The 23,922-nt window shown below is 68.3% G+C and carries 16 protein-coding genes; 6 read left to right on the top strand and 10 right to left on the bottom strand.

Annotation, left to right across the window (positions count from 1 at the left end):
* The first annotated feature begins 21 nt into the window (after positions 1 to 21).
* From QZ647_RS07200 to QZ647_RS07190, 3 genes are read left to right on the top strand one after another with little or no spacing between them, the layout of a single operon-like run.
* A complete protein-coding gene (locus QZ647_RS07200) occupies positions 22 to 408 on the top strand; it encodes a DUF2914 domain-containing protein (protein ID WP_291271504.1) in 387 nt (128 codons plus the stop codon).
* A 35-nt stretch (positions 409 to 443) separates the two neighbouring features.
* Positions 444 to 977, top strand: a complete 534-nt coding sequence (locus QZ647_RS07195) for a YetF domain-containing protein (protein ID WP_291271503.1) — start codon at positions 444 to 446, stop codon at positions 975 to 977.
* Positions 978 to 1,007: 30 nt separating this feature from the next.
* Positions 1,008 to 1,895, top strand: coding sequence for a radical SAM protein (locus QZ647_RS07190; RefSeq protein WP_291271502.1), 888 nt, complete (start codon positions 1,008 to 1,010; stop codon positions 1,893 to 1,895).
* 61 nt (positions 1,896 to 1,956) lie between these two features.
* Here QZ647_RS07190 and gltB read toward each other — a convergent pair whose 3' ends face one another.
* The gene (gene gltB / locus QZ647_RS07185) at positions 1,957 to 6,345 is read right to left on the bottom strand and encodes a glutamate synthase large subunit (protein ID WP_291271501.1); all 4,389 of its coding nucleotides are present in this window, start codon (positions 6,343 to 6,345) and stop codon (positions 1,957 to 1,959) included.
* A gap of 106 nt (positions 6,346 to 6,451) precedes the next feature.
* On the opposite strand from gltB, the gene dnaX reads away from it, so the two are divergent.
* Positions 6,452 to 8,092 carry a DNA polymerase III subunit gamma/tau gene (gene dnaX / locus QZ647_RS07180; RefSeq protein ID WP_291271500.1) on the top strand — a complete coding sequence of 547 codons (1,641 nt, stop codon included), beginning with the start codon at positions 6,452 to 6,454 and terminating at the stop codon, positions 8,090 to 8,092.
* On the opposite strand, the gene QZ647_RS07175 is transcribed toward dnaX, so the two are convergent.
* The 7 genes from QZ647_RS07175 to QZ647_RS07145 form a co-directional block, all read right to left on the bottom strand.
* On the bottom strand, positions 8,093 to 8,314 hold the full coding sequence (locus QZ647_RS07175; protein WP_291271499.1) for a MoaD/ThiS family protein: 222 nt from the start codon (positions 8,312 to 8,314) through the stop codon (positions 8,093 to 8,095).
* A gap of 33 nt (positions 8,315 to 8,347) precedes the next feature.
* Positions 8,348 to 12,442 carry a translocation/assembly module TamB domain-containing protein gene (locus tag QZ647_RS07170; RefSeq protein WP_291271498.1) on the bottom strand — a complete coding sequence of 1,365 codons (4,095 nt, stop codon included), beginning with the start codon at positions 12,440 to 12,442 and terminating at the stop codon, positions 8,348 to 8,350.
* 3 nt (positions 12,443 to 12,445) lie between these two features.
* Positions 12,446 to 13,414, bottom strand: coding sequence for a serine/threonine-protein kinase (locus QZ647_RS07165; protein WP_286355947.1), 969 nt, complete (start codon positions 13,412 to 13,414; stop codon positions 12,446 to 12,448).
* Between the two features lie 70 nt (positions 13,415 to 13,484).
* Positions 13,485 to 15,107 (bottom strand): MFS transporter, encoded by a 1,623-nt coding sequence (locus QZ647_RS07160; protein WP_291271497.1) that lies wholly within the window; start codon positions 15,105 to 15,107, stop codon positions 13,485 to 13,487.
* 128 nt (positions 15,108 to 15,235) lie between these two features.
* A complete protein-coding gene (gene rpoD, locus QZ647_RS07155; protein ID WP_291271496.1) occupies positions 15,236 to 16,960 on the bottom strand; it encodes an RNA polymerase sigma factor RpoD in 1,725 nt (574 codons plus the stop codon).
* Positions 16,961 to 17,110: 150 nt separating this feature from the next.
* Positions 17,111 to 18,838 carry a DNA primase gene (gene dnaG, locus QZ647_RS07150; RefSeq protein ID WP_291271495.1) on the bottom strand — a complete coding sequence of 576 codons (1,728 nt, stop codon included), beginning with the start codon at positions 18,836 to 18,838 and terminating at the stop codon, positions 17,111 to 17,113.
* Positions 18,839 to 18,953: 115 nt separating this feature from the next.
* The gene (locus tag QZ647_RS07145; protein ID WP_291271494.1) at positions 18,954 to 19,472 is read right to left on the bottom strand and encodes a GNAT family N-acetyltransferase; all 519 of its coding nucleotides are present in this window, start codon (positions 19,470 to 19,472) and stop codon (positions 18,954 to 18,956) included.
* 162 nt (positions 19,473 to 19,634) lie between these two features.
* On the opposite strand from QZ647_RS07145, the gene QZ647_RS07140 reads away from it, so the two are divergent.
* On the top strand, positions 19,635 to 20,624 hold the full coding sequence (locus tag QZ647_RS07140) for a hypothetical protein (RefSeq protein ID WP_291271493.1): 990 nt from the start codon (positions 19,635 to 19,637) through the stop codon (positions 20,622 to 20,624).
* 39 nt (positions 20,625 to 20,663) lie between these two features.
* Here the strand turns inward: QZ647_RS07140 and QZ647_RS07135 are convergent, their stop codons facing one another.
* Entirely contained in the window at positions 20,664 to 22,007 is a 1,344-nt protein-coding gene (locus QZ647_RS07135) for an MFS transporter (RefSeq protein WP_291271492.1), read from the bottom strand.
* Positions 22,008 to 22,082: 75 nt separating this feature from the next.
* On the bottom strand, positions 22,083 to 22,628 hold the full coding sequence (locus QZ647_RS07130; protein WP_291271491.1) for a hypothetical protein: 546 nt from the start codon (positions 22,626 to 22,628) through the stop codon (positions 22,083 to 22,085).
* Positions 22,629 to 22,727: 99 nt separating this feature from the next.
* Between QZ647_RS07130 and QZ647_RS07125 the strand changes: the two genes are divergently transcribed.
* Positions 22,728 to 23,921 (top strand): glycine C-acetyltransferase, encoded by a 1,194-nt coding sequence (locus tag QZ647_RS07125; protein WP_291271490.1) that lies wholly within the window; start codon positions 22,728 to 22,730, stop codon positions 23,919 to 23,921.
* Position 23,922: the final 1 nt, after the last annotated feature.

The following is a 23,922-nucleotide window of genomic DNA, read 5'->3' as shown; positions in this document are numbered from 1 at the left end:
CCTTTCCACCAAGGAGCCTCCATGCGCCAGGCCTTCCTCCTCCCCCTCCTCGCCTCGGCGGCACTCGTCGCCCAGGCCCCTGAAGCCAAGGCCTCGGCCGAGATCAAGGTCGGCACCGGCATCGAAAAGATGGAACTGCAGGGCGAGGCCGCCTCCTTCAAAGTGGCCGCCGGCACGAAGCTCTACGCCTGGACCAAGGTCACCGGCGCCGCCGACAGCACCATCACCGTGGCGTTCGCGAAGGGCGAGCGCACCACCAAGCTGGAGCTGAAGGTCCCGCGCTCGCCCTACCGCACCAACGCCTACCGCACCTTCCGCAAGGGCGACGAGGGCGCGTGGACAGTGAAGGTGCTGGCCGCGGATGGCGCGGAACTCGGCTCGGCGGCCTTCTCGGTCGAGATCGAGTAACGCCATCTTCAGTCCTCGGTCCTCAGGGGAGGGGCATGTCCATCGCCATATTGCTTGAGGGTGCCCTGCCCGTGGGCGTTTCCATGTGGAAGCTGACCCAGCCCTGGTGGGAGTTCGTGCTGCGGGCCCTCCTGGTGTACGGCTTCCTCCTGGTGCTGCTGCGTCTCACGGGCAAGCGCCAGGTGGGCCAGCTGGCGCCCTTCGACTTCGTGATGCTCCTGGTGCTGAGCAACGCCGTGCAGAACAGCATGAACGCCGGGGACAACACCGTGGCCGGGGGCTTCATCCTGGTCGCCACCCTCCTGGCGGTGAACGGCGTCATGTCCTGGCTCACCTGGCGCAGCAAGCGGGCGGAGACGCTGTTGGAGGGGCGCCCGCAGATCCTGATCCACAACGGGCTGCTGGACGAGGCCATGCTGGCTTCCGAGCGGATCACCCGCCATGAGCTGATGGCCGCCGTGCGGCAGGCGGGGGTTTCCGATGTGGCCGATGTGCGCGTGGCCATCCTCGAAACCAACGGCCGGATCAATGTGATCCCCCTGACCCCCAAATCGCCCGCCACCCCTTGATTTGGCGAATAAAAAGCGAAAACTTGGGCTATGACGCCCTTGCCGCTTCCGTCGGATCCGCCGCCCCTCTTCCAGAACCTGCTGGTGGAGCCGGAGGAGGCCCGCTCCATCCTGCGCCCCCAGAAGGACGACCGGTACGGCTTCGGGTTCGCCCTCAGCCCCTATCGCGGCTGCGGGCACGGGTGCCGCTACTGCTATGTGCGGGACTACCCCAACGCCCTGCACAAGCCCGAAGACTGGGGCGAGTGGGTCGCCCCGAAGCTGAATGCGCCGGAGCTGCTCTGGTCCCAGCGGTACCGGCTCCACGGCGAACGGGTGTTCATGGCTTCGGCCACGGATCCCTACCAGCCCCTGGAGCGGGAGTATCGGCTGACGCGCCGCTGCCTGGAGGTGCTGCTGCTCTGCCCCACCACCGAGGTGATCGTCCACACCCGCTCGCCCATGGTGCTGCAGGATCTGGAGTTGCTGCGGGCCTTCGGGGACCGGCTGACCGTGGGCCTCTCCATCCCCACCGATGACGACACCGTCCGCCAGGCGGTGGAGCCGCACGCCCCGGCCATCCCCAGCCGCTGGGCCGCGGTGGAACGCCTGGCTGCGGCGGGCATCGGCGTGACGGTGGCGGTGGCCCCCCTCATGGCCGTGCATGCCCCTGAGGCCTTCGCCCGCCGGGCCCGCACCAGCGGTGCGTCCAACGCCTGGGTCGGCCGCCTGCGCCTGCTGAAGCAGGATCCCTTCTACAAGGTGCTGGCGGACCATGGCTGGCTGAAGGTGCTGGACCCCACCTATGCCGAAGGTATCCGCCAGGCGTTCGCCGAGGCCTTCCCGATCCGCCGGCGATCCCGGGAGAAGGCCGAGAAGCCACCACCGCCACCGCCAACTCCCGTCTGCCAACCTGGGTTGTTCGACCGGGTGGGCTGATGCCTTCGCGACGGTGAGACGCGACGCCTTTCTGGCGGAAGGGGGGCCCGGCTGAACGGGGCTAGCTGGGCTTCAGCCCTGCCGCCACGGCCACAGGCACAAAAGCGCTGAAGGCAAGAAGGGTGGCGGGCCAGTCTTCGAGCAGGGCGGCGGCGGTGGCACTGCCGGTTTCGGCGTGGTGCTGCTCCAGCAGGCCGCGGAACTGGGTCTCCTCCTCGGGCCGCCAGGGGAGGGCGGTGAGGTAGTCCTGGTTCACCCTTTCCGCGTGGGTCCGGCGCAGGTAGAGGCAACCGCCGGTCATGCCGGCGCCGGCATTGGAGAGCACGGGGCCGAGGATGGCCACGGCGCCCCGGGTCATGTATTCGCAAGCGTGGTGGCCCGTGCCCTCGACCACGGCGGCGGCCCCGCTGTTCCGCACGGCGAAGCGGTCCCCGGCCCGGCCGCGGACCAGCAGCGTCCCGCCAGTGGCGCCATAGAGGGCGCCGTTGCCGAGGATGGCGTTCTCTTCGGCGGCGTAGGTCGACCGGGGATGCGGGAGGAGGATCACGCGCCCGCCGGACATGGACTTGGCAACGGAATCGTTGGCCTCGCCCTGCAGGCGGACCTCCAACCCGTCCGTGAGGAAGGCGGCGAATCCCTGGCCCGCGCTGCCGGTGAAGTCCAGGTGCAGGAGGCCAGGCACGGCCGGATCCTCGCCCCGCCGGCGGCGCTCCCGCACCCGCTTGGCGATGGCTCCGGCGAGGGTGGCCAGGACGCCGCGGTCCTGGGTCGTGATGGCATGGGCCTGACGGTGGGTGCCGCCGGCTTCCAGGAAGGTCTCCGCCTCCGCCAGGATGCGCTGGTTCAAGGCCCCTACGCCTTCGGAGTCGGAGACGGAAGGCCCCGTGCCGGCTCGTGGCGGGCGCGGATTCAGGAGCGATCCCAGGTCGAGCTTCCGGTCGTGCACGAAGGCCGCATGGTCCGGCGCCACCTGGAGGAGGTCCACCCGGTCCTGGAGATCCCCCAGCGAGGCCACGCCCAGGGCCGCGAGGTGGCGGCGCGCGTCCTCCGCCAGGTGGATCAGCACGCGCTGGACTGCCTCGGGGCTGCCGGCATAGCGGGCCTTGAACTTCGGGTCGTGGGTGGCGATGCCTGCGGGGCAGGTGTTCTTTTCGCAGATCCGCGCCATCACGCAGCCTTCGGCCACCAGCAGCAGCTTCCCGAACTCGAAGCCCTCGGCGCCGAGGATGGCCGCCGTCACCAGATCCTTGCCCGTGAGCAGGCCACCGTCCACCCGCAGTTCCACCTGGTCGCGGAGGCCGTTCTCCAGCAACGCCCGCTGGGTCTCCACCAGGCCGAACTCCCAGGGCAGGCCCGCGTGCTTCATGGAACCCAGCGTGGCGGCTCCGGTACCGCCGTCGCCTCCGGCCACATAGATGATGTCGGCCCCGGCCTTGGCCACGCCCACGGCGATGGTGCCAATGCCCGTGCCCGAGACGAGCTTCACGCTGATCTTTGCGGCGGGATGCACCTGCCGCAGCTCGTAGATGAGCTCCTTCAGATCCTCGATGCTGTAGATGTCATGCAGGGGCGGCGGGGAGATCAGGTCCACGCCGGGCAGGGAGAACCGGGCCCTGGCGATGGACTCATCGACCTTCACGCGCATGAGCTGGCCGCCCTCGCCGGGCTTGGCCCCCTGGGCCACCTTGATCTGCAGCTCCTCCCCGGAGATGAGGTACTCCGCCGTCACGCCGAAGCGGGCCGAGGCCACCTGCTTGGTGGAGGCGGTGATGCCGTCCGTCCAGTAGAAGGGGTTCTCGCCGCCCTCGCCACTGTTGCTCCGGCCACCCGAGGCCTCCATGGCCAGGATGAGGTCGCGCTGGCTCTCGGCGCTGACGGCCCCGAAGGACATGGCGCCGGCCCCGAAGCGCTGGAGGATGGCCGAGACCGGTTCGACGGCCTCCAGGGGCAGGGGCGTGGCGTCCGGGCGCAAGGCCAGGAGGTGGCGGGGGTTGATGGGCTCATCGAGCTTCAGGGAGGCGAGGTAGTCCTGGTAGAGATCCCGCGCCTCGGGTGTCTCGGGGTCCAAGGCCACCAGGCGGTGCAGCAGCCGCGCGCGGGCCGAGGTCATGCCGTGGTGCTCGCCCTGGTCGGGGTGGGGCGATTCCCGGAACTGGTGGGTGTGCAGCAGGCGGTCCATGAATCCCGCCTGGGCTGCGAGGCCGGTCTTCCGGAGGATGTCGCCGGCCAAGTCCTCGTACCCGATGCCGCCGATGGGGCTGGTGCGCTGCGGGAAGAAGGTCTCCATCAGCTCCGGTCCCAGGCCCACGGCCGTGAAGAGCTTGGCGCTCATGTAGCTCTGGACCACCGAGATGCCGCACTTCGCCATGATCTTGAGCAGGCCCGATTCCAGCGCCGCGACCAGGTTCTGTTCGCGGCGGTCCGCGCTCAGGGCGCCGAAGGTCGGGTGCTCGTCGCGCCGCGCGATCTCCAGGGCGAGGTAGGGGCAGACGGCGGAGGCGCCGAAGCTGATGAGGGCGGCGAGGTGGTGCGAGGTCCGGGCCTCGGCCGTGTGCATGACGATGGCGGCGTTGAGGCGCTGGCCGGACTCGTTGAGGGTGTGCACCACGGCCCGCAGGGCGATGAGGCCCGGGATGGGCGGCTGCTCCACGCTGGCCTCACGGTCGCTGAGGATGATGACGCTGGTGCCGCCCTTCACGGCCTCGAGGACATCGGCCGCCAGCCGCGCGACGGCGGCGTGGAAGCCCGCCACGCCGTCGTCGCGGCGGAAGCGCATGGCGAAGGTGCGGGGGATGATGTGGGATTCGGAGGGCCGGTAGCTCTGCATCCGCTCCAGGAAGCGCATCTGCCCGAGGTCGAGGATGGGCCGGGGCAGCTCCAGGGCCTCGCTCAGCGGGATCAGATCCTTGGGGAAGAAGATGTTGGGCGAACGGCCGAGGAACACGCGCAGGTCGGTGATGTTGCCTTCGCGGAGGTAGTCCAGCGGCGGGTTCGTGACTTGCGCGAAGTGCTGGTAGAAGTAGTCGAAGAAGGGTCTGGGTTCGGAGGAGAAGACATTGGGCCGCGCCGTGTCGCCCATGGAGCCGATGGCCTCCTTGCCGGTGGCGATCATGGGATAGAGGACCTTCTCCAGCTCCTCGCGGGAGCAGGTGAAGAGGGTCTTGCGGAACACGCTGACGGGGCCTTCCGGCGGGGCCGGGTCCGGAAGCGAGCCGATGGGCGTGGTGCGGGGGTCGAAGGCGGCGTCCCGGTGCTCCCGCGAGCGCCCCGGATCCCGGAAATGCACGCGGCCCGTGGCCAGGTCCACCTTCACGCCCGTGCCTGCATGGAGGATGCCCTTGCGGCGCACGGCCGCTTCATCCAGGGGGAATGCGCCGGCCTCGGAGGCCAGATAGAACCGGTCATCCGTGATGGCCCAGCGCGCGGGGCGGAAGCCGTTGCGGTCGAGCCTTGCTCCCACGGTGCCGCCGTCGGCGTAGACCAGGAAGGCGGGACCGTCCCAGGGCTCCATGGCCCGGCTCCAGAAGGTGTAGAAGGGGGCCTCCGCCTCGGCGGGCGGCAGCATGATGGCGAGGATGTCCTCCACATGCGGGATGCTGCTGCGGTAGAGCAGGGCCTCGGCGATCTCGTTCAGGCTGCCGGAATCGCTGATGGAGCCGTGCGTCACCAGCTGGTCGGCCTTGAGCCCGATGGACATCTCCCGGGAGATGGCGCGGGAGCGGTTGCCGGCGATGGTGTTGATCTCGCCGTTGTGGGCGAGGAGGCGGAAGGGCTGGGCCTTGTCCCAGGAGGTGCGGGTGTTCGTACTGAAGCGGCGGTGGATGAGGGCGAACCGCGTGATGAAGCGCGGATCCAGGAGATCCGGGTAGAACCGGTCGAGATCTGCGGCGCGGGTGAGGGCCTTGTAGACGATGGTCCGGGCGGACAGCGAGGCGAAGAAGAACTCGTCCGTGATGCCCTGCTCCTCGAGCTTGGTGCGCAGCACCTGCTTGGCGTTGTAGAGCAGTTTGTCGAAGGAGGCATCCGTGCGGCAGTGGGCCGGCCGGCGCAGGATGGCCTGCCGCAGGGAGGGCAGGGTGCGCCGGGCGTCGACGCCCAACACTGCGGGATTGGCGGGGACCTCCCGGTAGGCCAGCACATCCAGGTCGAAGAATGCGAAGGTGGACTCGAACAACGCGAGGGCGCGGCGCAGGCGGCCGGGGTCCTGGGGCATGAAGAGGCTGGCCACGGCGATCTCGCCGGGCTGGTGGCCCAGCAGCTCGAAGGGGATGTCGGCCATGACGCCCGCGCCGTCGCTGCTGATTTGATCGGCCGCGCAGCCGCCCCGGTGCTCCACGCACCGCAGGGCCTGGAGGGCATCCCGGAGAACCTGATGGCAGGCCTTTCCGGTCCGGGAGGCGATGAATCCCACCCCGCATGCGGCGTGTTCGTTCCGAGATGCGTGGGGCATCGGATGTCCTCGGGAGAGTCGCAGGTTACCGCAGTTGGCGGCCCACCGGAGCCTCTTCCCTGCTTATGGGGCAGGTTGGGTACTCTTATGGGAGACTGGATTTCCGATGAGCACCCTCGCCCTCAAATACCGCCCCCGTCTGCTATCCGACCTTGTGGGACAGGAAGGTAGTGTGAAGGCCCTGGCCAACGCCCTGAAGCGGGCCAAGGAGAGCGGCCGCATCCACCAGGCCTACCTCTTCGCGGGGGTGCGCGGCACGGGCAAGACCAGCACGGCGCGCATCCTGGCCCGGGCCCTGAACTGCGCCGAAGGCCCCACCGCCACGCCCTGCGGGGTCTGCGATCCCTGCCGCGCCGCGGAGCAACCTGACAGCAGCCTGGACATCGTCGAGATCGACGCCGCCAGCCGGGCCTCCGTGGCCGACGCCCGGGCCCTCCGGGAGCAGGTGCAGACGCGGCCGGCCTTCTGCCGCTACCGGATCTACATCATCGACGAAGTGCACATGCTCAGCACCGAGGCCTTCAATGCCCTGCTGAAGGTCATCGAGGAGCCGCCGCCCCACGCCATCTTTGTGCTGGCGACCACGGAACTGCAGGATGTGCCCGACACCATCAAGAGCCGCGTCCAGATCTTCCCGTTCCGCCTGATTCCCGTCGGCCTCATCGAGGGCCGCCTCCGGCATGTCTGCGAGCACGAGGGCGTGGAGGTCGAGGCCGGCAGCCTGCGGCTGGTGGCCGAGGCGGGCCAAGGTTCCATGCGCGATGCGCTGACCATCCTCGACCGCGTCATCGCGGCTGGCGATGGGAAGGTGCTGGAAGAAGCCGTCCGGGAACAACTGGGCATCGTCAGCGCCCATCTGGTGCAGGGCGTCCTGTCGGCCCTGGTCATCGGCGACACGGCGGCCCTGGTGGAGGCCTGCCGCGAGCTGAATGAGCAGGGCGCGGACTGGGCCACCTTCTGGCGCGAGCTGGTGCTGGCCTTTCGCGACCGCCTGGAAGCGGAAGCCCGCGCCGCGCGGGGCCCCCAGGACCTGCTGCGCTGGGCGCGAATGCTGAATCTTCTGCTGAGCCGGGAGCGAGACTTGCGCGACAGCAGCCTGCCCCGCGTGGTGGTGGAGCTGGCCCTCCTCACGGCGGCGCAGCTGCCGCACCTGGCCCCCCTGGATGCCCTCGTCTCCGGCGCCTACGGGGCCGGAGCGCCATCGCGACCTTCGGGCCCGCCCGCCGGGCCGCCGCCGGTCCCTTCCCGGGCCCCCCAGGCCGCGCCGGCGCCTGAGGGGCCTCGCAGGCCCGCACCGGCCCCCGCAGCAAGTGCCCCGCCCCGCGCTCCATCCCCTGCTCCCGCCCGCCCCCAGGCGGCGGTTCCCATGGGGGCACCGGCACCTCCCCAGCTGCGGGTGGCCTGCAGCGAGGCGCTCCGTCAGGTGCCCGGCCTCCGGGCCCTCGGCACGGCGCCCCAGATGGCCACGGATCTGCGCTGGGAGCCGCCGGTGCTGCACTTCCGGTTCCCGGGCAATGTGCGGCAGACCCTCCAGGACCTTGAGCGGGAAAAGACCAATCCCCATGTCTTGGCGGCGCTGGCGGCGGTGCTCCCGGGCCTGAGGGAGCTGGAGATCAGCTTCGAGGGCGGTTCCTCCGAGGAAGCGCAGGGCGACCGGCCCGAGGACCGCCTGCGGCGGGAGCCCGCCTTCCAGGACCTGCTGCGCCTCAGCGGGGGGGAAGTGCTGGAAATCCGGCGCGAGAGCTGATCAGCCGCCCGACACCGGAGGCATCAGGGCCACCTCGTCGCCCTCCGTCAGCGGCGCCGTGCGGTCTGCGAAGCTCTGGTTCACGGCCAGCAGGGCGTCCTTGGGCAGGTCCGCGAAGCGGGGATCCGCCAGAAGGTCATCCAGGGTGGGGGCGACGGGCAGTTCGAGTTCGCTGAACCCCAACAGGGCGCGGTAGCGGGCGAAGCATTTCACCGTGATCATGCGTGTCTCCACTTACAGCCTACCGCCCGCGCACTACTTGGGACTCCAGGTGTGGCGGATCTCTCCCGAGGGGTTGAGCCCGGTGCCACCGCCCTTGCTGGCGCCCAGCTGCAGAATGAAGCCGCCGAAACGCCACTCCACCTGGCCGGAGGTGATGCTCAGCTCGCCGCTCTTCTTGTGGGAGACCACGAAGGCGCTGCGCTGGCCGAACAGGTTGATGCTCTTGCCCAGGGTGACCTCGGTCTCGGTGGTGCCCAGGTTGGTGGAGCGCACCGCCACATTCACGCGATCCAGGCCGAGCGTCCGCCGCATCTGCTCCTGGAAGGGCGCGAAGGCCAGGGTGGAGATGAGGCCGGAACCGGCGCTGGCGATGCCGGAGGTGATGGCGCCCTGGGTGGCGCCGGAAGTGGCTCCCGCCGCGCCCACATTGGCCACATTGCCGGGATTGATGAGGATGGCCACGATCTCGTCCTGCCGGAGGCTGGGGGTGGAGCTGGGCACGATGGCCAGGTTGCTCAGGGTGCCGTGGATGTCGAGGTTCACGGTGTAGCCGGGAATGGAGCTGACGCTGCCCTGGAGGTTGATGACCGGGTCCAGGGGGCGTGATTCGGAGAAGACCAGCGAACCTCGATCCACCACCATGTCGCCCGCGGGGAAGATGTTGGTGATGCGGCCGCCGGGCTGGAAGATCATCGTGCCCTTGGGCACGGGGTGCGCCAGGGTGCCCAGCACCTGGAAAGGCCCTTCCGTGCGGCCTTCCAGCTTCAGGAGGTTGGTGTCGAAGCTCCAGGGGCTGCGCAGGTCGAGGTCCAGGTCCAGGCGGATGCGCTCCAGGGGATCGTCCAGGTCCAGGCCCACCAGGCCACCGCTGTCGCTGAGGGCGCTCCGCAGGATGAGGTCGGCCAGCTTCACCTCGGTCTGGTAGCTCAGGCGGTCGGCCCGGAGGCGGCCCTTGAGCAGGCCTCCCTCCTCATTGCCCTCCAGGGTGGCCCGCAGGGTGCCCTGGAGATCCAGGCCGTCGGGCACATCCCGGAGCTGAAAGTTGGCGAGGGAGGCCTTCAGCCGGTAGGCGTCCAGGCCGCCGAGCCGCCAGGTGAGGTCGCCGGAGACCTGCAGGTCCCCGTGGGCCAAGGTGCCTCGCAGCGGCCGGTCCGCGGGAATCGACACGGTGCGGTCTTTGAAGATCAGCCCGACCTGCAGATCCTCCACGCCCTGGTAGCCCCGCAGGTTCGTCTGGCCCTTTTCCAGGGACAGGGTGCCGTCCAGCAGGGGGGCGGGATAGGTCCCATGGGCCAGGAGGTCGAACCGGCCCAGGCCCTGGATCCGCAGCTCGGACAGCAGGCTGTACTCGTCGACCTCCATCACCCGGTCGAAGATCGACTTGAGGTGGGCGAGGTTGGCGGCGCCCTGCACCCGGAGGGCCAGGGGGGCGGTCGTCGAGAAGGGCACGGTCCCCGTCAGGCGCAGGTTGGCGGCCTGGGCCGTCGGGTCGGCGGCTTTCCGCGCCCCGCCTTCCAGGGCGATGTCCACCTCGGCGCCATTGGCGTCCCCGCGAAGGGAGGAGGGTCGGGCCTGATGGAGTTCGAAGGCATTGAACTGGGCGGCCAGGCGGTTCAGGGATCCGGTCCAGAGGAGATTCCGGCCGTTCCAGCGCCCCTGGGCGCTGACCTCGAGGCTCAGATCCTCCATCAGGTCGTCGGTCAGGCTCCGGGCCAGGTTCTCGGTTCGGGCGCTGTCCGCGGAGACATTCAGCGATAGGCTGCCGGCCAGATCCGGCCCGTCCTGCCGGACCTGGACCTCCACCAGCGGACGGCTCATGCCCTCCAGGGCCAGGCGGCCGGCCATCCGGCCCCGCTCCAGGCTGAAGGCACCTTCCAGGCCCTCAAGGCTGCGCCCGCCGAAGAAGATGCGGCCCCGGCTCAGGTTGACCTGGCCCTCCGGCAGATCCAGGGCGCCGAAGGGGTGGGTGACGGGCCCCAGCAGGCGGGCCTCCACCTGGGCCTGGATGCGGGGGCCGGGCAGGGCCATCAGCTGGGAATCGAGGCGCCCTGCGAGATCCACCTTCCAGGTCCACCGGCGGAGGTCCATGTCGGCCTGGCCGGTCAGGGCCAGGGCCCCTTCGGGTTCGGAGCCGGGGCTGCCCAGCAGCTCGGAGCGCTCGGCGATGCGGACATCCTGAAGGCGCAGCCGCAGGGTCTCGAGGTCCATCGCGAAATCGGAAGAAGCGGCGGGGACCTTGATCCCGTAGACCTCCCCGGCTTCGACCTGGGCGGCGCCCTGCATGGTGAGGTGATCGTAGGGGCCCTGGAGGCGCACCCAGCCGCTGCCGGTGCCGGTGATGGGGAGGTCGTGGCCCTCGTTGTCCTTCAAATCGGCGGCCCTGAGCCCTTCGGCCACGGGGAGGCGGAAGGCCGTGTAGCACATGTCCATCTGCTTCTGGCCCGGGGCGGTGCGACCCCAGGTGAGCCAGAGATCGCCGCCGCCGCGGCCCTCGTCCTTTTTCAGGTCGATGTCCGTGACACGAAGGTCCGAGCCGCGGATCTCCACCTTGGCCTGCAGCTCATCCGCCCGCGCCCCGTGCCAGCGGGGATGGGAGACCTCGGTGGTGCCATCCAGCTCCAGGCCGGCGCCCCGGCTCCAGCGGACCTTGGCCTGGGCCCGGGTCTGGCCCTCCATGTCCAGGTCCACCACTTTCCAGGCGCGCAGGGCCTGGGCTACCTGGCTGGCGCCCACCTCCACCTGGCCTTCCGCCTCCAGACGCACCAGACCGCGGGACCCGAGGGTGGCCCAGCCGGTGCCGGAGGCCTTCAGTGCTTCGAGGTCCAACCGGAGCTGATCGAGGGTGGCCCGGCCCTCCCGCAAGGAGGCCCGCAGGTTGCCGGCCTCCAGGCCGTGCTGCGTCAGGGCCATCTGGGCCGAGGCCTGCCAGCGGTCCGGGCGGCTCAGGGCCGAAGCTTCCCGCGGTCCCTTGACCTGGGCCTGCAGCGTGCCGCGGACGCCCTGGAATTCCGGGAGGCGCAGGGCGCGGCCGACGGCATCCAGATCCAGGTTCCGTCCCTGGAGGGTGGCTTCCGGGGGCGCCTTCTTGGACCAGGTTCCCTGGAGATCCAGCTCTCCCTGGCTGGACCGCCAGCGCAGATGCTCGACCTTGGCGGCCTGGAGGCCGCCGCTGGCTCGCAGGTCGAGCGCGCCGGGCTGGAAGCTCCCGTTCGCCGGCCGGAGCCCTTGGCCTTCCGCGATCACAGACCAGCGGGGGGCGGCGAGGGTGCCGTCGACGGTGGCACTGACATCCAGGCTGCCTGTCAGGGGCGGTCGCGTCTGACCTCCCCAGCGGGCGATCTGGGCCAGGCTGAGGACACTGCCGAGACGGCCTTCCAGCCGCTCGGGTGCCTTGGGTGTCTTGGCCTCCAGGCGCCCGCTCAGCCGCACCTGGCTTTCGCCTAGGCGGAGGTAGCCCTCCTGGAGCAGGACGAAGGTCTCAGAAAGCTCCCCGTTCAGATCCAATCGGCCCCGCTCCCAGCCGCCCGGCCCCTTCACAGACAGCTGCGGGCCGGCCACATCCAGGCGCAGGCGGTTGGGCCCCTGGCCCGTGGCCTTCACCTCGAACTGGTAGCGTGCCGCGGGAATGCCGCGCAGCGGCTCGGGGATGTCGATCTCGCCGCCGGTGAGGCTGAAGAGGTCGAGCCGCACCTGGGGCAGGGGGCCCGTCCGTGGCGGGCGCTCCTTGAGCTTGAGGGGGGCCAGGCCCGCTTCCGTCAGCCGGAGGTGGGGCTGCTCGGCCCGGATGGAGAAGATCCGGTAGGGGGGCGCAAGGAAGGAGGGGAGGTCCGCCTGGATCTCGATGCGCCGCACGCTGAGCAGGTCCCCTCCGAGGTGCACATCCCGCAGGACGATGGATCCCAGGATGGGGTGGATCTCCAGCTGGCCGATGGTGAGCGGGAGCCCGGTCTCCTCGCGGGTCAGGGCATCGAGCTTGGAGATGGTCCACCGGAGGACGGCGGGCCGGGTGGCGAGCCAGGGGCCCACGGTCACGACGGTCGCGCCGGCCACGAGGACATAGGACACCCGGCGTACCCACCGGCGGCCCCAGAGCCGCTGCACCGCATCCTTGGTGGGGTGCCAGATCATTGGCTAGTTCTTCTCCCCGCAGTTGGGGCAGACCATGGCCATGCGGGGCAGCTGCCGGTAGCAGAAGCGGCAAAGCCGGGCCTGGGTGGCGGCGCGGAGGGTGGGATGGGGGCCCGAGGTGCTGGAGGAGAGCACGGCCGTGCCCAGGGGGCGGGTCTCTCGGGCCACGCTGTCTTTGAGGCGGCGGAGGGCTTCCAGGAAGGCCTGGGCCGACAGGTAGCGCTCGCCGAGGTTCACCGCCAGCGCCTTCATGACGACCTCGGAGAAGGCCTTGGGCACGATGGGATTCCGCAGGTGCGGCGCCAGGATCTGCTGGCTGGTGAAGGCCTGGGCGATCTTCAGGGGATCCGCGTCGTAGAAGGGCACCGTGCCCGTGAGCATCTCGTAGAGGGTGATGCCCAGCGACCAGAGGTCGGACTGGAACACGGCCCGGCCGCGGAAATGCTCTGGCGCCATGTAGGGCGGAGAGCCGATGCGCGTGGGGGCGAAGGGGACATGCTGCATCTCCAGCACGCGGGAGGTGCCGAAATCGGTGACCTTGGCCAGGCCGTCGCGGTTCACCAGGATGTTGGCGGGGCGCAGGTCCCGGTGCAGGATCTGGTGGCCATGGGCGAAGGCGATGGCGCTGCAGATGTCCAGGCCCATCTCCAAGGCCCGGGTCGGCGCGAGGGTGCGTTCCCGCCGGATCATCCGGTCGAGGCTCTCGCCTTCCACATATTCCAGGACCATGAAGAAGATCCCGTTCTTCCGCTCGACGGTGATGAGCTCGACGATATTCGGGTGCTTCAGACCCGCCATGATGCGCGGTTCCTTCAGCAGGTCCACGATCTCGTCCTGCTGCTGGTGGGGGACTTTCAGGGCCACCTTGCGGTTCACCCAGGTGTCCAGGGCCAGGTACACGGCTCCGAACCCCCCGGAGCCGAGGCGATCCAGGATCTGGTATTTGCCCAGGGTCTGGTCCTTGGAAAGCACGAGTGCGGGCTCCGAAGCGATGAGTCCAGCATGACCGAAACGGGCCGGGCCTCCTAGCCCACGCGCGGCCTTACTCCAAGATGCGGTCCAGGATGGAGCGGTGGTCCTCCCAGGCGGCGAGGAGATGGCGGATTCGGGGCCTCACTTCGACCCCCAGCCCATAGGCCCGGCGGAAGACGGCCCGGTCCTCCACGGTGGCCCGGTGGTGCTGGCGGAGGTGCTCTCCCCAGCTGGAACTGAGGAAATTCTCCACGAAGCGCAGCTGGCCGGGCTCCGGCGGGGCGATGTCCTGGAACAGCGACCAGCGCACGGCCCCGTCGCGAATGCGGATGCGGCGGACCTCCCGCATGGCTTCCTGGAAGGCGGTCTTGCGCTCCTCCGGGATCCGGTACTCCAGCACCGTGAGGATGGGCCCCTCGTCGGGATCGATGGGTTCAGGGGCATGGGGCTGGAGGCGATGCGGGCTCATGTCCATGGGTTCGTGCAGGGCCTGGATCTTCAGTCGGGCGGTGGCGGCCAGCAACAGCAGCATGCCGATTCCGGAGGCGAGGAAGGCCACATGGATCCCCCACCGCTCGCCCACCCAACCCCAGAAGGCCGCGCCGCCTGCCATGGCGCCGCCCCAGACGGTGATATAGACCCCAAGGGCCCGGGCGCGCACCCAGGAGGGCACGGACAGCTGGACGCCGGTGTTGCAGGTGCTGAGGACGGACAGCCAGCCAGCCCCGCAGACCAGGAGGGCCAGCCCGGCGGGCAGGGGGTGGTTCACGACGGAGAGAGCCAGCAGGCCAGCCGCGAATGCCAGGATGGCGGTCGCGAGAAGGGCGTTGGGACTCAGCCTCTCCCGCAGGGCGGGCAGGAACAGCGTGGCCCCCACCGCTCCCGTCCCGATGCATCCCAGCAGCAGGCCGAAGGCCGTGGACCCAAGGTTGAGCTGATGGATGGCCAGGGTGGGGAGCAGGGCGAAGATCGTCCCGCCGAAGAACACGAACCCGCCGCCCCGGAGCAGGATCACCTGGAGGGCTGAGCGGTGCCGAGTGTAGCGAAGCCCCACCTTCATGGCGGCGATGAAGCGCTCGGCGGGGAGGTCGGTGGTGACGGGCGTGCGCTTCCACCCCTTCAGGACCACCAGCACCCCCACGAAGGAGACGGCATTGAGGGCGAAGGCCCAGGTCGCACCCAGCCAGCCCACCACGAGGCCTCCCAGGGCGGGGCCGACGGCCCGGCTCACATTGAACCCCGCGCTGTTCAGGGCCACGCCGGCGGCGATCTGGTCCTTGGGCACCAGGTCGGGCACGGAGGCCTGCCAGGCCGGGGCATTGAGCGCGGCGCCCACGCCCAGCAGCAGGGACATGGTGATGAGGATGGCCGGGGTTACCAGATGCAGTGCCGATAGGAGGGCCATGGCCGCGGCCGCCAGCAGCATCCAGGCCTGGGTGACCAGCAGCAGGCGGCGCCGATCCACGATGTCGGCGATGGCGCCGCCGGGCATGGACAACACCAGCATGGGCAGGGTGGAGCCGGTCTCGATGAGGCTCATGAGCAGCGGTGAGCGGGTGATCTCCGCCATGAGCCACTTCTCGCCCACGCTCTGAACCCAAGTCCCCACATTCGAGACCATGGCCGCGATCCAGATCGCCATGAAGATGCGATTCCGAAGGGGGGCGAAGGGGCTCTTTCGGGCGTCGGTCACGGGCTCAGGCTACCTCGACTTCAAGGGGAAAACAGCCGCCGAGGACTCCGAGACAGCTGAGGTTCGCAGAGAAGAACGAACCCTTCCTCTGCGAACCTCTGTTCTCTCAGCGCCCTCTGTGACGGGCGTTATCCCAGGAATGCTTTCAGGGTCTTGGAATAGCGCGGGTGGCGAATTTTTCTCAGGGCCTTGGATTCGATCTGGCGGATGCGCTCGCGGGTGACAGCGAACTCGCTGCCGACCTCCTCCAGCGTGTGCTCGGAGCCGTCGTCGCCCACGCCGAAGCGCATGCGGAGGACGCGCTCTTCCCGCTCGCTGAGGGTGTTGAGCACATTGCGGACGGTCTCCTTGAGGCGCTGCTGCACGACCTGCTCCACGGGGGAGACCACGGTCTTGTCCTCGATGAAATCCCCGAGGTGGGAATCCTCCTCCTCGCCGATGGGCGTTTCGAGGGAGATGGGCTCCTGGGCGATCTTCATCACCTTGCGGACCTTGCCCACCGGCATGTCCATGGCGTGGGCGATCTCCTCGCTGGAGGGTTCCCGGCCCAGCTTCTGCACCAGCTCACGCTGGGTGCGGATGAGCTTGTTGATGGTCTCGATCATGTGGACGGGAATGCGGATGGTGCGGGCCTGATCCGCGATCGCGCGGGTGATGGCCTGCCGGATCCACCAGGTGGCGTAGGTCGAGAACTTGAAGCCGCGGCTGTATTCGAACTTGTCCACGGCCTTCATGAGCCCGATGTTGCCTTCCTGGATGAGATCCAGGAACTGCAGGCCGCGGTTGGTGTAGCGCTTGGCGATGGAGACCACGAGGCGCAGGTTGGCCTCGATGAGCTCGGCCTTGGCGCCGCGGCTGATGCTCTCGGCGGCCTTGAGTCCGTTGAAATCCTTGTGGAACTGCTCGCTGGTGGTCTCGTACTTCTCGAAGAAGTCCTCGAGGGTCTTCTCGATGTGGGCCAGCTCTTCCTTGTAGCGGTCCTTCAGCTTGGCGAAGGCCGGATTCTTGAGCCGGTCCCGCAGCTCGCGGCACTTGCGCTCCCCGGCCATCACCTGGCTGTGCTGATGGGTGATCTTGTCGATGAGGCGGGTGACGGCGAGGCTGTTGAGGCCCAGCTTGCGGATCTGGCGGGACAGGCGCCCGCGGGCCATGAGGATTTCCCGGCCCAGCTTGCGTTTCTTGGGCAGGGTCTTGGTGCCGGCCTCGACCTGGAGGTGCAGGTCCAGCAGCTCCTGGAGGGCCTGGTCGTAGACCAGCAGCTTCTCGAACTGGTGGTGCACATGCTGGGTGGCGGAGGTGCTCTCGGCATCCTCGTCGTCGTCCACCTCGTCGGACAGACCCACGACCTCGCGGATCTTGCCGGGGTTCTCCTTCAGCATCTTGCCGATCTCGATGAGGAGGCTGGCGGCGAGGCGGGACCGGGACAGGGCGCGCATGACGCTGCGCACGCCCACTTCGATGCGCTTGGCGATCTCGACCTCATCCTCGCGCTTGAGGAGGGGGACCGTGCCCATCTCCTTGAGGTACATGCGGACCGGATCGTTGAATTTGTCGCTGTCGGGGCTGTCGATCTCGACTTCGAGGTCCTTGTCGGCCTTGCCGCCGCCGTCCACCAGGACGAATTCGGGCTCGATGGCCTCGCGGGCGGCCTGGGCCTCTTCTTCTGTGGCACCGATGCCCACGCCCAGACGGGCGAACAGACCCATGACCACCTCGAGGTCCATGGGACTGGAGGCGGTGTCGGGGAGGAAATCATTGAGCTGGTCAACCAGCAGGAATCCGTTCTTCCTTCCGATGGAGATCAGGGCTTTGGTCAGGGGGTAGTAGGCTTCTCGCGGTGGCGTCGGAACCATTCGGACCTCAAAGAACGCTGCAGATATCGGGCCGGCGGTGCCGGCGGCCGAGAGGTAAGCAGAACTCGTCCAATGTACCGGCCGAGTCCGGAACTTTTCAGTATAAGGGATCTGCGGATTCAGGCAAGGGTTGGATGGTGGCTCGAACCCTCACCGGGTGATTCGCCGCTGCTGGGAAAGCTTCTTCTGGCGCAGCAGCAGGTCGTTCTGGCGGATCTCCACCTGTTTCGTGAGAGCTGCGTCCACGAGGGTGCGGGGATCCTGGAGCAGGCGATTGTTGGCCTGAATCTCCCGATCCAGGTATCGGCCTTCCAGCTTCGCGAATAAAGAATCAGCATCCCGGCCGGCTTCATCCTTGTGGCTGGCCTGGGCCTCCAGGTGGCGGATGGCGGCCAGGGCGCCTCCTGGCAGCTGGGTGGGATCGCCCTCAGCATCCAGGAGGGCCTGGAGCAGCGGCGCTCCAGGAAGGTTTTCCCACCAGGCCGGTGGAACCTCCTGGACCCGCCGCCAATGCCCCGCGGTGCTCAGCAGGAGGAGGCTGCGGACGAGGTCATCCACTTCTGGGGGCGCGGATTGGCTGGGGGGGGGCTCGTCGGGACCCTGGGCCGGCGCCTGGCGGCCACGCACCGCCCGGTCCAGCTCCTGCAGGGGGACCTGGAGCTGATGGGCGAGGCTGGCGAAGAGATCCCGGCTTTCCGTGGTGCGGGGCAGGTAGGGCAGGAAGTCCAGCAGGTCCTTGAAGGCGCCCATGCGGTCCGTGATGCGGCGCAGGTCCTTGCCCTCCATGGCCCGGTCCACCATGAAAGCGGTCCAGTCCGGCGCGGTGCGCAGCAGATCGCGGAAGGCGTCGCCACCCAGTTTGAGGCACCAGGTGTCGGGATCCTCGCCCTGGGGCAGCTCCAGCAGGCGGACCTCGAACCCCAGTGGCAGCGCCATCCTCAGGCTCTTTTCCATGGCCCGCCGGCCGGCCGCATCGCCGTCGAAGCAGAGGATGACCCGGCGGGTGAAGCGGCCCAGGGCCTTCAGGTGCTCTTCGGTGAGGGCGGTGCCCAGGGGCGCCACGGCCTGGTGGATGCCGTGCTGGTGGAGCTGAAGCACATCGAAATAGCCTTCCACCACCAGGGCTCCGTCCTTCATGGCGCCCTTGGCCCGGTGGAAACCGAAGAGGGTTTCGCCCTTGTGGAAGAGGGGCGTATCGCGGGTGTTCAGATACTTCGGTTGGCCATCGCCCATGAGGCGCCCGCCGAAGGCCACGATGCGACCCCGGGCGTCGTGGATGGGCAGGGTGAGGCGGTTGCGGAGGAAGTCGATCTGCGTGCCGCGCTCGCTGCGGCTGACCAGGCCCGCCTGCTCCAGCAGCTCGCCCGAGAAATCCAGGCTTCGGAGGTGCGTCACCAGAGCATCCCAGCCATCCGGCGCCACGCCGAAGCCCGCTTCGACCACGAAAGGACCTTCGTAGCCCCGTCGGCGCAGGTAGGCGCGAGCCGCCTCGCTGCGTTCGAGCTGGCGTTCATAGAAGGACTGGGCGGCCTCCAGCGCCGACCGCATGCGGGTTTCCAGGTCCACCTCGGCAGTGGGCCGCTCCCGGCGCTGGGGCAGGTCGATACCCGCGGCCCGGGCCAGCTGCTCCAGGGCCTCGGGGAAAGTCATGCCCTCACGCTCCATGAGCCAGGCGAAAGCATCCCCGTGCTTGCCGCAACCAAAGCAGTGGTAGAAACCCCGGTTGGCCACCACCTGGAAGCTGGGGCTCCGTTCCGCGTGGAAGGGACAGAGGCCCACATGGGCCGAACCCTGCTTGCGCAGCTTCACCGCCTGACCCACCAGGGCCAGGAGGTCCGTGGCGTCCCGGACGCGCTCGACGATTTCGCGGTCACGCATGGGTGATACATTCCGGAGAAAAGGAACCACGCTTGCGGAGGGTCGCCGATGTGGTCGGGGGTGCGGAGGAGGGCCCTTCCTCCAGCATACCGCTCCCGGTGCTCCGGACCGGAGGCTACAGGCACTTCTCCATGAGCTTGAACTCCACCCGGAGTTGCTCGAAATCATGGAACTCCACGCCCACCTGCCGGAAACCCAAGGATTCGTAAAAGCGGATCGCCGAGGCATTGCCCTGGTAGACCACCAGCCAGGTGGACCCAGCGCCCCGCGTCCGCATCCACGCTTCGCCGGCCAGCATCAGCTGCCGACCGAGGCCGGAGCGCAGGGTGCCGGGATCCACATACAGTTTCTGGGTCTGCCACGGCGTTCCCGGGCCCGTCGCCGAGGGGTGGGGGCACGCCTCCTTCAGTTTCAGGAAGCCCAGGACGCGACCCTCCACCTCGGCGACAAAATAGGTGTTGCTGGGCTTGGCCAGGCTGCGGGCGATCTTGGCGGGTGAATAGGTGGCTTCCAGATACCGGGCCAGGGTGCCCGCTTCATAGAGGTGGCCGAAGGCCCAAGTGAAGCTTTCGCGTCCCACGGAGGCAATGGCGGTCCCATCTTCGGGACGGGCCGGGCGGATGAGGGCACTCATGGGATCTCCAGGCGCGAGGATCTCCGCAGGGAGACCCCAGGTCCAGCATTGTGGCCATAGCCAGGTGGCACAACCCGGTTCTCGCGACCCCTCGGGTTGGACCTTCCCTGATCCCGTTTCGCTCCGGGCATGGCATTCTTGAGGTTCTGTACGGTGGACCCCATGAACCAGCTCCTCGACACCATCCTCCTCTTCAGCCTGCCCGCCTCCGGCAAGTCGGAAGTGCGCCGCTACCTGGCCAGCCTCACGCCCGATCAGTGCCGGAACGACTTCCACATGGGGCCCACGCTGCAGCTGGACGACTATCCCTATGTCCACCTCATGCACCGCATCGACGACGAGCTGAAGGCCAATGGCCTCGGCTACGCCTACTACCACGGCCCGAACCGGCCCTTCCTGGACAACTGGACCTGGGCCGTCCTCATCGAGCTGCTGAATGAGGACTACGCGAACCTCATGGCCAGCCGCCAGACCCTGGTGGCCAGCGCGGCCCAGCACCTCTTCGACCGCCTGGATGCGGCCCACGCCAGGGTCGGCCTCTCCCAGCCCCTGGGCGAGATTCCCCACCGCATCCGGGTGCGGATGGCTGAGGCCCTGGAAGGCGAATGCCGGGCCGAACTGGATGCCCTCAACCGCCAGAACGCGCAGGACAAGACGGGCCGCACCCTGGTGATCGAAGCCGCCCGCGGCGGCGCCCACGGCTCCGCGTTTCCCCTCTGTCCGCCCCACGGCTACGACACGGCTTTCCAGACCCTGTCCCCGGCCATCCTGGAGACGGCCTCCGTGCTGTATGTCTGGGTGGACCCCACGGAAAGCCGCCGCAAGAACATCGAGCGCGGCCGTCCCAACGGCCAGGGCAGCATCCTCCACCACAGCGTGCCCATGGAGGTGATGCTGGGGCAGTACGGCACGGATGACATGGCCTGGCTCATGGAGCAGAGCGACCGCCCCGGCACCATCCGCGTGGAGCGCCTCATCCAGGAAGGCGACCGCTACGCCAGCAGGGTCTACTACCTGCCCGTGGCCCGCTTCGACAACCGGAACGACCTCACTACCTTCGTACGCGAGGATCAGAAAGCCTGGAAGCCCGCCGATGTGCAGGCCATCCACGGCGGCCTGAAGGCGGCCTTTGACCAGCTGGTGAAGAAATAGAGGACGGATTAACCACCATTGCCGTGGTTAAAACGCCTGTCAGTGCGCTCCGGCTCCCGCCTTGGCATTCCAGATGCGGGTCATGATGAAGGCGCCGATGAGGCTGAAGGGGATGATGGAACCCACCCACACCCAGGCGTGAACCGGCTGGTGGCCGTGAGTGGCCACGCCGTCCCAGCCGTAGGTCTTGAGGATCCAGCCCAGGCCGAAGCCCGTCAGCCCGGAGCCGATGTACTGGATGCCGTCCAGGGCTCCGGCCACGGAGGCCGCGGCCTTCCGTCCACCGAAATCCATGCTGGCGGTGCCGCTGAGCATGCCGTGGACGCCGAAGATGAACATGGCGGTGAGGCCGAGCAGGATCACGGCCCAGATCTGCCCGCCCCAGGTGCCTTGGCCCAGAGTCATGCCCAGTAGGCCCAGCATGACCACCTGCACCAGGTAGAAGAAGAAGGCCACGGGCGGACGCCGGGACTGGAAGAGCTTGTCGCTCATCCACCCGCAGAGCAGGCCGCCCAGGATGCCACCGCCCATGAAGGCGATGCCGGTCCACCAGAAGAGGTGTTCCTTCTTGCCCAGGTGATAGATCTCCTGCAGGTATTCGGTGAAGTAGAGCATGACCCCTTGGCGCACGAAGCCCGTGCAGAACTCCGCGAAGATGAGCGACACGATGATGGGGTTGTGGAAGACCTTCTTGATCAGGTCGCGAAGGGGCAGGGGGGCGTCTTCGGCCGAGCCGGCATTGGAGCCGTCCCCGGTGTCGAAGTCGGGGTATCCGGCGTGGCTGGGCCGGTTGCGCACCAGGAACCAGTCCACGGCGAACATGAAGGTCATGGCGGCGGCCGGCACGAACCAGATGACCGTCCAGCTGCGGAAGCTGGCGAGCAGCCAGGCCCCGATGGTGGTGGCCAGGAAGTAGCCCGAGCTGATCATGATCCCGAAGATGCCGCCGAAGACGCCGCGCTCCCGGACATGGAACCAGGTGCTGTTCACCTTCACCACGGACAGGGCCCCGAAGCTCTGGAAGTACATGTTCAGGCTCCAGAGCAGGCTCATGCTCACCAGGATCTGGGTGACATGACCGTTCAGGAACATGAACCCGATGGCCAGGTTCAGGAGGGCCGCGCCGAGGGAGCCCACGAGGATGGCCTTGCGTCCGCCGATGCGGTCGGCGAGGGGGCCGTTGAAGGCCACGGCCAGGCCGTAGGTCCAGAAGCCTGCCGAGGCGATGAGGCCCATCTGGGCCTTGTCCAGGTGATACCAGGCGCCGATGTCGTTCTTCACGATGTTGAAGTTGTAACGGCCCATGTACATGGCCGCGTAGGTCAGTCCCAGGGGAAACCAGTTCAGGAACCGGCGCAGACGAAAGGCGGGACTGTGATTCAAGGGAACCTCGATGCCTTCAAGGGTACTGGAGGGCCTGCCGGCCCCCAAGTGACGAGGCTGTAACTCTGGTCAAAGTCACTCGGCCTTGCGGAAGGCTTCGTCGGTCCCCGTCAGTTCCCAGGAACCCCGGCGCCGCTCGAAGGTGGCGTGACGCTGCTTGGTCTGGCCCACCTTCGCATCCGGATGCAGGGCCTGGAAGAGGGGGAATTGGGCGGTGGGCTTCTCCAGGCGGATTTCGTAGGTGACGCGGGCCCCCTCCCGGGTGGGCTCCATCCGGACGGCCCGGACGAAGGTGGCCTCGGCCGCGGGCACGGAGAACCCCTTGGGCGCGGCCTTGATCATCTTGGGGGCGTCGGCTTTCAGGCGGAAGGTGAAGGATTCCCGATCACCTTCGGTCAGCACGGTGGCATCGAACCAGCCGCTCTTGTCGAGATTCTCCTTGAGGGCCCCCAGACGCAGGTGCTCGGGGCTGCCCTTCGTCGCACTGGCCTTCTCAGGCACAGTGACGGGAATCACGACGGGGTAGTCCTTGCGGATCAGATCCTCGGCCTTGCCGCGCTCCAGCTTGGAGCTGCAGGCCAAGGTGAGCAGGAGGACGGGAAGGAGCAGGGCAGGGCGCATGGTCGGTTCCTCTCCGGTTGGCAAGGATGGTGACACAACTCGGTGCCCGCCATTCAACCTCGCAGTATCCTATCAAGTTGCTGACGATAGGAGATTGCCGTGAATCCTGGCTACCTGGCCCACCTCAACCGCGAGATCGAGCTGCTGAAGGAGGCCGGGCTCTACAAGACCGAGCGCGTCATCACCTCGCCGCAGCAGCCCCAGATGAAGGCCAACGGCCGGGATGTGGTGTGCCTGTGCGCCAACAACTACCTCGGCCTGGCGAACCATCCGGAAGTCATCCAGGCCGCCAAGTCGGTGATGGATGGCCATGGCTTCGGCATGGCCTCGGTGCGGTTCATCTGCGGCACCCAGGACATCCATCGGGAGCTCGAACTCAAGCTCGCCGCCTTCCTGGGCTTCGAAGACACGCAACTTTATTCCTCCTGTTTCGACGCCAACGGCGCCATCTTCGAGGGCTTGCTGGGGGAGGAGGATGCGATCATCAGCGACGCCCTGAACCACGCCTCCATCATCGACGGCATCCGGCTCTGCAAGGCCAAGCGCTTCCGCTACGCCAATTCGGACATGGCCGATCTGGAAGCCCAGCTGAAGGCCGCGGATGCCGCCGGGGCCCGCTTCAAGCTGGTGGTGACGGACGGCGTCTTCAGCATGGACGGCTACATCGCCAAGCTCGCGGCCATCTGTGACCTGGCGGAGAAGTACGGCGCCATGGTGATGGTGGACGACAGCCATGCCGTGGGCTTCATGGGTGAGAACGGCCGCGGCACGCATGAGCACTGCGGCGTCATGGGCCGCGTGGACTTCATGACGGGTACCTTCGGCAAGGCCCTGGGCGGCGCCTCGGGCGGCTACATCGCGGGCAAGCGCGAGGCCATCGACTGGCTGCGGCAGAAGGCCCGGCCCTACCTGTTCTCGAATTCCGTGGCCCCGGCCATTGTGGCGGCGACCCTGAAAGTGCTGGATCTGCTCAAGGACAGCCAGGGCCTCATCCGGCAGGTGCACGAGAACGCCCGCTACTTCCGCGCCGGAATGGAGAAGGCCGGGTTCAAGCTGCTGCCGGGCGAGCATCCCATCGTGCCGGTCATGCTCTACGAGGCCCCCCTGGCCCAGGAGTTCGCCAAGAAGCTCCTCGATGAGGGCGTCTATGTCATCGGCTTCTTCTTCCCCGTGGTGCCCAAGGGCCAGGCCCGCATCCGCACCCAGATGAGCGCCGCCCACACCCGCGCGGACCTGGATCATGCCATTGCCGCCTTCACCAAGGTGGGCCGCGAGCTGAAGGTGATCGCCTGAC

The organism is Geothrix sp. (assembly GCF_020622065.1).
Taxonomy (GTDB): Bacteria; Acidobacteriota; Holophagae; order Holophagales; family Holophagaceae; genus Geothrix.
The sequence above is the reverse complement of the archived record's forward strand: the minus strand, read 5'-3'. Positions and strand labels throughout refer to the sequence as shown.

Excerpts from the sequence above, each read along its gene's own strand:
- QZ647_RS07200 (WP_291271504.1), top strand. The coding sequence starts at position 22 with ATGCGCCAGGCCTTCCTCCTCCCCCTCCTCGCCTCGGCGGCACTCGTC.
- QZ647_RS07195 (WP_291271503.1), top strand. The coding sequence starts at position 444 with ATGTCCATCGCCATATTGCTTGAGGGTGCCCTGCCCGTGGGCGTTTCC.
- QZ647_RS07190 (WP_291271502.1), top strand. The coding sequence starts at position 1,008 with ATGACGCCCTTGCCGCTTCCGTCGGATCCGCCGCCCCTCTTCCAGAAC.
- gltB (WP_291271501.1), bottom strand. The coding sequence starts at position 6,345 with ATGCCCCACGCATCTCGGAACGAACACGCCGCATGCGGGGTGGGATTC.
- dnaX (WP_291271500.1), top strand. The coding sequence starts at position 6,452 with ATGAGCACCCTCGCCCTCAAATACCGCCCCCGTCTGCTATCCGACCTT.
- QZ647_RS07175 (WP_291271499.1), bottom strand. The coding sequence starts at position 8,314 with ATGATCACGGTGAAATGCTTCGCCCGCTACCGCGCCCTGTTGGGGTTC.
- QZ647_RS07170 (WP_291271498.1), bottom strand. The coding sequence starts at position 12,442 with ATGATCTGGCACCCCACCAAGGATGCGGTGCAGCGGCTCTGGGGCCGC.
- rpoD (WP_291271496.1), bottom strand. The coding sequence starts at position 16,960 with ATGGTTCCGACGCCACCGCGAGAAGCCTACTACCCCCTGACCAAAGCC.
- dnaG (WP_291271495.1), bottom strand. The coding sequence starts at position 18,838 with ATGCGTGACCGCGAAATCGTCGAGCGCGTCCGGGACGCCACGGACCTC.
- QZ647_RS07145 (WP_291271494.1), bottom strand. The coding sequence starts at position 19,472 with ATGAGTGCCCTCATCCGCCCGGCCCGTCCCGAAGATGGGACCGCCATT.
- QZ647_RS07140 (WP_291271493.1), top strand. The coding sequence starts at position 19,635 with ATGAACCAGCTCCTCGACACCATCCTCCTCTTCAGCCTGCCCGCCTCC.
- QZ647_RS07130 (WP_291271491.1), bottom strand. The coding sequence starts at position 22,628 with ATGCGCCCTGCCCTGCTCCTTCCCGTCCTCCTGCTCACCTTGGCCTGC.